The organism is Methyloglobulus sp. (assembly GCF_046714055.1).
GTDB lineage: Bacteria > Pseudomonadota > Gammaproteobacteria > Methylococcales > Methylomonadaceae > Methyloglobulus.
The window spans coordinates 1-9,735 of sequence record NZ_JBKKBJ010000109.1 but is presented as its reverse complement, the minus strand read 5'-3'; the positions used below and the strand labels follow the sequence as shown (position 1 = coordinate 9,735).

At 46.1% G+C, this 9,735-nt stretch carries 5 protein-coding genes and 2 pseudogenes; 6 read left to right on the top strand and 1 reads right to left on the bottom strand.

The genetic code is table 11. The features are described from left to right. The 5 genes and pseudogenes from ACLQ6D_RS06865 to ACLQ6D_RS06845 form a co-directional block, all read left to right on the top strand. A pseudogene (locus ACLQ6D_RS06865) lies at positions 1–410 on the top strand (IS1595 family transposase); the annotation flags it as partial. Between the two features lie 312 nt (positions 411–722). After that, on the top strand, positions 723–1,667 hold the full coding sequence (locus tag ACLQ6D_RS06860) for a diguanylate cyclase (protein WP_411726540.1): 945 nt from the start codon (positions 723–725) through the stop codon (positions 1,665–1,667). Positions 1,668–2,027: 360 nt separating this feature from the next. Then, positions 2,028–2,366 (top strand): P-II family nitrogen regulator, encoded by a 339-nt coding sequence (locus ACLQ6D_RS06855; protein WP_411726539.1) that lies wholly within the window; start codon positions 2,028–2,030, stop codon positions 2,364–2,366. Continuing rightward, a pseudogene (locus ACLQ6D_RS06850) lies at positions 2,356–3,677 on the top strand (ammonium transporter). The gene ACLQ6D_RS06855 and the pseudogene ACLQ6D_RS06850 overlap by 11 nt, the downstream one beginning before the upstream one ends. Then, on the top strand, positions 3,649–7,383 hold the full coding sequence (locus tag ACLQ6D_RS06845; protein ID WP_411726538.1) for a DUF748 domain-containing protein: 3,735 nt from the start codon (positions 3,649–3,651) through the stop codon (positions 7,381–7,383). The pseudogene ACLQ6D_RS06850 and the gene ACLQ6D_RS06845 overlap by 29 nt, the downstream one beginning before the upstream one ends. A 340-nt stretch (positions 7,384–7,723) precedes the next feature. On the opposite strand, the gene ACLQ6D_RS06840 is transcribed toward ACLQ6D_RS06845, so the two are convergent. Then, a complete protein-coding gene (locus tag ACLQ6D_RS06840; protein WP_411726537.1) occupies positions 7,724–8,746 on the bottom strand; it encodes a hypothetical protein in 1,023 nt (340 codons plus the stop codon). Between the two features lie 311 nt (positions 8,747–9,057). On the opposite strand from ACLQ6D_RS06840, the gene ACLQ6D_RS06835 reads away from it, so the two are divergent. Then, complete coding sequence (locus tag ACLQ6D_RS06835; protein ID WP_411726536.1) at positions 9,058–9,561, top strand: hypothetical protein; 504 nt, start codon at positions 9,058–9,060, stop codon at positions 9,559–9,561. Positions 9,562–9,735 lie beyond the last annotated feature (174 nt).

The following is a 9,735-nucleotide window of genomic DNA, read 5'->3' as shown; positions in this document are numbered from 1 at the left end:
ACGCCGGTCGCGTTCGGCCCGCCTTGGTGCCTGGTCGAAGCCCCAAGTCGTTGGGCGGCTTCATCGAAAGCACCGTAGCACCAGGCACCGCCATCATCACCGACGACTGGGGGGTTACGCCGACCTTGCCAAACGTAATTATTTCCACACCGCCGTCGCGGGGCGAGGGGATATGCAAGTCGCCGAAACCTCCCTGCCGATCATCCACCTCGTGTTCCCCAATCCCAAAACCTGGCTGCGCGGCACCCATCACGGTGTCAGCCCACAACACTTACAGGCATGTCTCAACGAGTTCACCTTCCGCTTCAACCGCCGTTTCTACCCCTTCAATGCCTTCCGTTCTCTGCTCGGCATCGCGGGTGAGGTCACTGTCCCCCACCTACGCCGAGCTTTACGCCAAAAAATCCTGACCCACTATATCTAGTAGGTGTCTGTGACAACCGGATAAGCACGGTTCGTTCTTTCCAAAAAATGGTTTGTTATTGTTCTGCTGTACCTTGGCAATGAACGACAGCGGGGTAGGACGGATAAGCCTGCGCCATCCGTCGAATGCCGATTTCAACAGAATGCATGACACTTCGCTTATACGCTCTACGCACTTTCAATTACACTATTCAAGCATTAGTCGTATCATACGCGGGTTAGGGAATGCACAATGAAAGATCTGACCACATTCCCGCATTTTTGACTGCCATTCCACACTCAACAAAACTGGAAGTCCTATGGCTCTTCTTATCCAAGAGTTAGCAAAAACTGAATTATTACAGAATGTATCAGATGACATCATGGAACAGGTTTCAGCGCATGCTTGCCCTTTGGAATTAAGGCCTGGTGAATTGCTGCTCTCACCCGAACAGGGCAATCAACACATCTATTTATTGCTCTCAGGCACTCTCACGGTACATTTTAATTCACCGGACTCACCCGTAATCAGGGAGTTAACCCAAGGTTATTCAGTGGGTGAAATGTCAATTATTGACGATACCGCCCCATCCGCCTATGTTAAGGCCAAAGAGCACTGCCGTGTATTTCCCATACACCGCGATTTTCTGCTTAATCTCATTCAAAACACCCATCCGATTGCCTACAATTTGCTTCGCTTACTTACACAGTGGATGAAAGCCAATACGCAAAAAATCATCAATGATCAACTCCAAATATTGGAACTTGCCAATCAAGCCAACATCGACGGCCTAACTGGACTCTACAACCGCCGCTGGCTCGATAATGCACTTCCTCGTATCCTCACGCAAATGATTAAATTTGCACAACCACTGTGCATTCTAATCATTGATGTCGATCATTTCAAAAAATACAATGATATACAAGGACACCAGGGCGGAGATCTGGCGCTCATTACCTTGGGAAATGTTTTAAAAAAAAATATTCGACCTTATGATTTCGCCACGCGTTTCGGCGGCGAAGAATTTATGGTCTTATTGCCAAACACCAACCAAACCGTCGGCATTGCACTGGCGGAACGGATACGCCTAGAAACAGAAAATCAAATCATTACCCATCCCGGAGGTTCCGCCATGCCTGGCATTACCGTGTCTATCGGCCTTGCCATAAGCGATTCAAGTTCTACGGCCAATTCACTCTTTGCCGCCGCCGATAAGCAACTGTATTTAGCCAAACAAAGTGGTCGAAACTGCATAAAATATTAATTTTACTAATATTTTTTAAATTTTTAGTCTCGTTAACACCGCCTAAGTTTTATTTGGTCACCTTAGAAGAACAGGATCAGGCCTTTCGTTGCGTTAATAATCCAGCCTAGTAGAATGGTTTTAACCTTGAGTGGAAAACTAACGGCATTGCACAAAGGGTAGTGGCAATTAAAGCGACTACTCTTTGGATCAGATTATGCTATGCAAAAAATTCTATCAAACTTAAATTAGGCTATGACACATAAACGCAGATTTTTTTGGGATCACGAACCCGTTTACTCGTTGTATGTTGATAAATAATGTGTATGATTGCAGCCTATGAAATACATAACTTCAAGCCACAAATAATTGAGAGCAATCATGAAACTAATAACAGCGATTATTAAACCATTCAAGATGGACGATGTCAGGGAAGCCTTGTCCGAAATAGGTGTGGCAGGCGTGACTGCCACGGAAGTCAAGGGCTTTGGCCGTCAAAAAGGCCATACCGAGCTGTACAGGGGGGCAGAGTATGTCGTTGATTTTTTGCCAAAGGTCAAACTCGAAATTGCCGTGGGTGATGAAGTGGTGGATAAGGCGGTGGAAACGATTGTTAAGGCGGCCAATACTGGCAAGATCGGTGACGGTAAAATATTTGTAACGAACCTTGAACAGGTGATTCGTATCAGGACGGGTGAAACAGGGGAAGATGCCATCTAAACGGCGCCTAGGAAAAAATGATGTTTTTCAAAAAAAACATGCCTTATGCCTTGCTTTGCTTTGGGTTTCTGGACTCGTTTCAGCGGCTGAATTAAACTAGGCGAATACCGCTTGGGCACTCACTTCTACCGCGTTAGTGCTGTTCATGACTATCCCGGGTATATCGCTGTTCTATGCAGGTTTGGTCAGGAGTAAAAACGTACTGTCGGTATTGATGCAGTGTTTCGCTATCACCTGTGCAATATCCATACTTTGGCTGGCAGGCGCTTATAGCCTGATTTTTGCCGATGGCGGCGGCCTACAAAAATATCTGGGCGGCACGGCTAAAATGTTCCTGCCCGAGATCAATACGGGATCATTGACAGGGGACATTCCAGAAACGGTATATTTCATGTTCCAAATGACCTTTGCCATTATTACACCAGCCCTGATTGTAGGTGCGTTTGCCGAGCGGATGAAGTTTTCGGCCATGTTGTGGTTTAGCGGCTTGTGGCTGTGCTTGGTTTATGTGCCGGTTTGCCACTGGATATGGGGCAACGGTTGGTTATTCGATTTGGGCGTGATGGACTTTGCCGGCGGCATAATGAGCCATATCAATGCCAGGGTCGCGGCTTTGGTGTCGGCCTTAGTCATCGGAAAACGCAAAGGATTTCCGACCACCGCCATGCCGCCGCATAATATGACGATGGTGGTGACTGGCGCTGGGATGTTGTGGGTAGGCTGGTTTGGCTTTAATTCGGGCAGCGCTTTGACCTCGGATGGCCGCGCAGGTATGGCGATGTTAGCCACCCATATTGGCGCAGCATCAGGCGCGTTAACCTGGATGTTCATCGAATGGATACGCTTTGGCAAACCCAGCGTGTTGGGTATTGTGACCGGAATGGTGGCTGGATTGGGTACGATTACCCCGGCATCCGGTTTTGTCGGCCCTATGGGTGCGCTGGTGATTGGCGTAACCGCCGGAACCGTCTGTTTTTTTGCTATCCAATTCGTCAAACGCAAACTGATTATTGACAATTCCTGGACGTTTTTCCTGTGCATGGCATCGGTGGGATTACGGGTTCGTTGCTAACCGGCGTGTTTGCTGAAGCTAGCCTGGGAGGTATAGGACTTGCCCAGGGCGTCACCAACATCGATCAAGTAGGCGTCCAAGCCTTGGCGATCATTGCGACTATCACGTGGAGCGCATTGTTCAGTTACCTGATCCTTAAGGGATTGGATAAGTGCATAGGCCTGCGTGTCACCCCCGATGAAGAGGTACAAGGACTTGATACAGTCTTACATGAAGAAACTGGCTACCTGGATTTATAGGGCAAGTCAGCAGTTTCGGTCAAAATTCAACCTGGGGTGGCGATCACCAGATAGCCCCCCCCCAGGTCAAATAGGCGATGAGCGTTCCCGTCAATCCGGGATTATGTCAACCAGTCAAGCATTAAATGCTGCCAAAGAATCCCTAAATAAGGAGATTCAGGCCATACTTCGACCATTCGACAAGTTCAAGACGAAAAACGAACAAGGCCAACAAGTTAAGGTTCGCCCTGGCCTTATCGAAGATCTGAATCAGAAATACATAAAGCTTCCTGAGCCATTCGCAAGATTCCTTAAACCCTTTATCATCACCGTTTGCCTGGTCGCAGCGTATGCCGTGTTGGGCTTTTATATAGTGCCAGCGGTTTTGAAATCAAAAATACCCAGCATCATTCAAGAAGAAACGGGCAGGAAGGCATCGGTTACTAACATAGAATTCAACCCGTTCACACTACTTGCCAGCATTCAAGGATTTAAGATTCAGGAAAAGGATGGTCAGCCATTTGTAGGTTTCGACAATTTTAACGTCAAGATAAACGCGTTCCAGTCCATCAAACAACTGGCTTTGGTGATTGATGAAATTACCCTAAACAAACTAACGATCTATCTTGCCAAACAGAAAGACGGTAAATTTAATTTTGAGGACATGGCTAAGCCTAAGAAGCAGGAAGAGCCAAAGGAGCCAGATGATGACGAGATATTTCCAATTAATATTGTCAAGCTGTCGATAAAAGAGGGAAAATTATTCTGGGATGATAAGCATTTCAACAAGCCTGTATCGGAAGAGTTGTCTCCGATTAATCTGAATGTTAGTGATTTAAGTACCGAGGCTAACACAAAAGCCAAATTAGATTTCAGCCTGGCGCTTAAATCGGGGGGGGAATTAGACTGGAAGGCAACGGTCGGAGTCAATCCTATTTTTTCGGAAGGTGGTATTAAACTTGACAAAGTGCAATTGCAGAAAGTGTTGGCTTTAGCCTTGTCTGATGCCGCTGCTTTCGATTTGCAGGGCCATGAGCTATTCAATGTCGATTATAAGGTAGGGTTCGACAAAAAAGACCTGAAAGTAACCATCAAGAAAAGCCGGTTTGAACTGCGCGACTTTCAATTTGCTGATAAAAGCGCCAGCAAAACCCTGCTTAAAACACCGACTTTTGCCGTTGAAACCGACTGTATCGCCACGATTGCCAATAACAACCTGGATGTCGTGGTCAACAAAGCCAAGCTGGATAGCCGCGACCTGCAATTTTCCAATCATGCCCCCGATCCCATTTCTGTTACCATCCCTAATTTCATTCATGAAACAGATATTACGGTCAGTCAATCCAAGGATGGACTTAAAGTAGTCGCGAACAAAGCTGTTATAGCGATCAAGAATCTATTGTTAAATGGTCTTAACAAGCAAATGGTGGAAGTCAAAATTCCAGATCTAACGTTTGAAACTGCCTATCAATTGGACATAAGCCAGAAAACGAAACATATCCATGTCAACCAAGGCAAGTTTGAATTTCACGATTTGCATCTAGCTGAAAAAGGTGAAAACGCAACATTAATCAAAATTCCGGCCTTTGGTCTTAGCGATATGGAAATCAATCTAAAAAACAAGGAAGTCAAGATAGCGTTAATATCATCAAAAGATGCCGAATTTCAGGCTTGGCTCAATCCCGACGGCTCACTCAATTATCAAAAATTAATTCCAACACAGGAAGGCAAAAAAGTGGAAGTTACTCGGCCTGACTACGCCACCGCTAAAACCGTTGACTTCAAGGAAGATGTGAAAACCGCAGCCACCGTTGCTACTGCGGCTGCACAACCGGTTTTACCCGAAAAAGATTGGCTGCTAAATATAGCTACCTTAGAATTGATTAACTATATGGTAAATTTTGAGGATAGATCACTCAAGAAACCAGCAACAATGACGGCCAAGCCGATCAATCTAAAAGTCATTAACATCACCAACAAACCCGAAGCGAAACTTCCCTTCCAACTCGATATCGGTGTAAACAAAACGGGTTCAATCAAACTGAAAGGCGAAGCCATTATCTCGCCTCTTGCTGCAAAAATAGATGTCAATGTCAAAAATATTGACCTGGAAAAATTCCAGCCCTATGTCGAAAAATTTGCACGGCTGGACGTGCTGGATGGCAAATTCAACATAGCCGGACAACTCGTTGTCCAGCAGCCTCCGGAAAAGCCGCTGGGTGTTAAGTTCAAAGGCAACACGGGAATCGCCGATTTGTTGACCCGTGACCAGATCCTGAATAAGGATTTTGTCAAATGGGAGAACCTGACGTTCAAAGACTTGGACGTTGATCTGTTGGCTAACCGTTATAGCGCTTCGACCTTATTGATCGAAAAGCCTTACGCCAAGGTCACCATCAGAAAAGACAAAACGGTGAACTTCTCTGATATCATGATTGCCGATAAAAGTAACCCAGATAAATCAGCGAAACCTGCCAAATCCGTCAAGGCGGCTCATGGCAAAGCTACGCAAAGCAATAAACCAGTTTTCAAACTGGATAAGGTTAAAATCGTTGACGGTTCCTCAGATTTTGCCGATCTTTCTTTAATACTGCCTTTTGCCGCGCAAATTAAAAGTTTGGATGGCGGTGCACATGGTATTTCATCTGACCAAAAGGCTACCGTTAAAGTTGATTTGAAAGGCAACGCATACGATTTGGCACCTGTGGACATCAAGGGAGAAATCAGGCCATATCAAGGCATCTATGATATAGACCTCAACTTTGACGGTATGCCCATGCCTTTGGTGAGCCCTTATATGGTGCAGTTTGCCGGTTACAAAATTGAAAAAGGTAAGTTGACCGTGGGTCTAAAATATCAAGTAAAAAAAGGCAAATTGAGCGCTGCAAATAATATTTTGATTGACCAGCTTGAATTAGGTGAAAAAGTTGATAATCCTGATGCCGTGTCGTTGCCGCTTGCGTTGGCGATCGCATTACTTAAAGATTCCAGCGGGAAAATAAAACTGGATGTCCCGTTGACAGGCAGCTTGGAAGATCCTCAATTCAGCATTGGCGGGATTATCGTCGATGCGCTGGTTAATGTGCTGACCAAAATAGTGACTTCGCCTTTCAATGCTCTTGCTTCTTTGGTGGGTAGTGAGGAGAACTTGAGTGTGATCGGTTTTGCGCCCGGTAAGGAGATCTTGGACACAAAGGAAATGAGTAAACTGGATAGTGTGGCAAAAGCGTTGAAAGAAAAGCCGGTGCTTAATCTCGAAATCAAAGGCGCTGCTTTTGAAGGGCAAGATTGGCCGATTCTCCGCGAAGAGGCCTTATTGAATCAACTCAAAAAGACAAAAGCCGCAGAACTCAGCGAAGAAGAAGGCAAGAAAGTGCGTGCAGAGTACGTTGAACTGTCAGAAGACGACTACAACGATTTGCTGGCTGACGCGTTCATCAAAAAATTCCCCACGATGGGCGAGAAATCGATTTTTGGCATCCCAAAGTTGGTTAATTCCGATGCCGGAGATTTTTACAAGGTCGCTAAACAAAAGATGTCAGAAATTATCAAGCCCGACCCTAAACGCCTTAAAGACCTGGCATCCGAACGGGCGCAAGCCATCGCAAAATACATCGTCCAGAAGGGCGGCGTACCGAACGAGCGTGTCTTTATCCTGGATTCAACACTGGATCCTAAACGAGAAGGTAAGGAAATTGTCAGCGCCTTATCATTGAAAACCAGTTGAAGGTTGGGAGTGTTTGCTATAGGAACCCCTGAAAATACCCTTTCCAGTGGGGCAGAATTTGGGTCTATGCCGTTTAAGCCGCCCGACTGGCGGTGGTGCCGATATCCAGTTCACAGGGCTGTATAGCCATCCTTGGCTTCTAGCAAGCAAAGTAACACCAACTTCAAACCCAATAGCGAGTCTGGTACATAAGCAAATCGTTATGTACCCTTGAAACCGGATGAAGCTGATATATCCACCCTGCTATAAGCCTAGTACAAACACAAAACTATTGATTCCGCTCGGTTAGACTAGCGAACCACGAACGGAACAAAAAATTAGGCCTCCCTAAGCAATTACCTTAGTTACAGACTTTCTTACGATTGGCATTGTAACCTTTAGCTTGAGCGTCGACTTCGGACATGTACTCGCCCTCTTTAGTGTTGCCATAAAATTTACTGCCTTCACAGTGGTAAATTTTGGAGCGGGTGTTGACCCATACTTTACCGGATCCTGCTGCTGGAGCTGCTGCTTGTGGAGCCGTTGCGGGGGCTGGGGCGGCGCTTTTTGCTGGTTTATCCGCATACCACTCTTTTATACCTTTATGCCCTCTGCAAGCGCCTCTTTTTGAAGCGCCTGTATAAACGGTGCCATCATTACATAATGCGGTAGCCGCAGCATTAGCTTGCGCTTCTGGCGCTGGCGTGGCTATGGCTGGTGCAGAGGTACTTGCTGCGGCAGCAGGTTTATCGCCATACCATTCCTTAAGACCTTTATGACCCCTACATGCGCCTTTCTTGGAAGCACCAGTGTAAGGTGTCCCATCTTTACATAAACCGGTAGCGGCAACATTGGCACTTGAGGTGGGTTCTGCAGCGGCTGGGCTAGTTGTTGCAGCCGGAGCCTTATTGCCATACCATTCCTTGATGCCTTTATGGCCCCTACACGCGCCTTTCTTGGAAGCGCCCGTATAAGGCGTTCCATCTTTGCATAAACCGGTAGCAGTGCCGTCAGTTGTCGCTGCCTCGCTTGCAGCTGGGGCTTGCTTATCTGCATACCATTCCTTAAGACCTTGATGACCCCTACAGGCACCTTTCTTGGAAGCACTCGTATAAGGCGTTCCATCTTTACATAAACCGGTAGCTGCGCCATTGGCACTTGCTGCCGTGGGTTTTGCAGCGGCTGGGCTAGTTGTTGCAGCGGTAGCCTTATCGCCATACCATTCCTTGATGCCCTTGTGCCCCCGGCAAGCGCCCTTCTTTGATGTACCCGTGTAAGAAGTTCCATCCTTACACAATCCCGTTACGGCGGCCCCTGATTCGGCAAAAGCGCCGGTACAGAAAAAACAGATTATACTTACCATAAACAGCAATTGAATTTTCATTAGTGTTTCCCTCGTGGTGTGTAAAAAGACGTAGTGATTGCAATATTAGCAGGATGAAACTGCCGCATCGTGCTGGTGAAGTGTGGAGTGTGGCAATTTAAGATTTTAATTATAGCTCGGATGCATAATTTTTATCCAATCCTAACAATAAATGCAGGCAAAAACAGGACAAAAGCGCTTCCAATTTAGTCGGGTTAGGGAGTCCATTTACATCAACGTTTCCAGCCGTACGACAAAAACTTTGCATAATCCCCGATCCCTATGTACTGGTATGATTTCTTTTCAATCTGAAAATAACCTGAATATTTATTATGTTTTTTTATTCCTTGCCCATATTGTTTAATGACATTCGCTTAGTCAGCCCAATTGAATGCCTGTTTATGGTGGGTGCGATCTTCGCCATACTTTATTTCAGTGCGCCCCCACCTGAGCAAAACTGGCAACAACAGCCTTTTGAAAGTTTTCTTCTGGCATCTTGGCTTGGTGGCATCTCTCTTTATTGGGTATTTTGGCCTTTTTTCCTATTATTAAATGCAAGTTTACTTACGGCAGACCTGCTGGCAAAAGCCGGAACCATAACCGTTTCAACTTGGGATGAAATACATTTTATTCTTCTTTTAACCATCGTATGGTGGACAACCAGCATATGGCGCTGTTCATGTAATACGCAAGCGCGAATTTGGGCGGCCTTAGCCCGATTAGCAACGATCGCCGTATTTGTTGAATACGGCCTGAAACTGTTGATTCGCATTGATTATCCGCGTAACTTTTTCAATTGTGAAGATATATTGCTGGATTATGGTAGTTGCTTCTAATGCCAAACGGCGATTCACCCAGCATGAACTAACTACGCAATAGCGTGCAACCGCTGCGAGACAGGAGTCGAGTAGTCCCCAGAAGCGATAGGGCTGGGCGTTTTCACGAAGCGTTTTTTTGCGTAGTGAAAATGCAAAGCATTCCGACATCGCGTCGAGTCATTGCGTAACCAA

Excerpts from the sequence above, each read along its gene's own strand:
- ACLQ6D_RS06860 (WP_411726540.1), top strand. The coding sequence starts at position 723 with ATGGCTCTTCTTATCCAAGAGTTAGCAAAAACTGAATTATTACAGAAT.
- ACLQ6D_RS06855 (WP_411726539.1), top strand. The coding sequence starts at position 2,028 with ATGAAACTAATAACAGCGATTATTAAACCATTCAAGATGGACGATGTC.
- ACLQ6D_RS06845 (WP_411726538.1), top strand. The coding sequence starts at position 3,649 with ATGAAGAAACTGGCTACCTGGATTTATAGGGCAAGTCAGCAGTTTCGG.
- ACLQ6D_RS06840 (WP_411726537.1), bottom strand. The coding sequence starts at position 8,746 with ATGAAAATTCAATTGCTGTTTATGGTAAGTATAATCTGTTTTTTCTGT.
- ACLQ6D_RS06835 (WP_411726536.1), top strand. The coding sequence starts at position 9,058 with ATGTTTTTTTATTCCTTGCCCATATTGTTTAATGACATTCGCTTAGTC.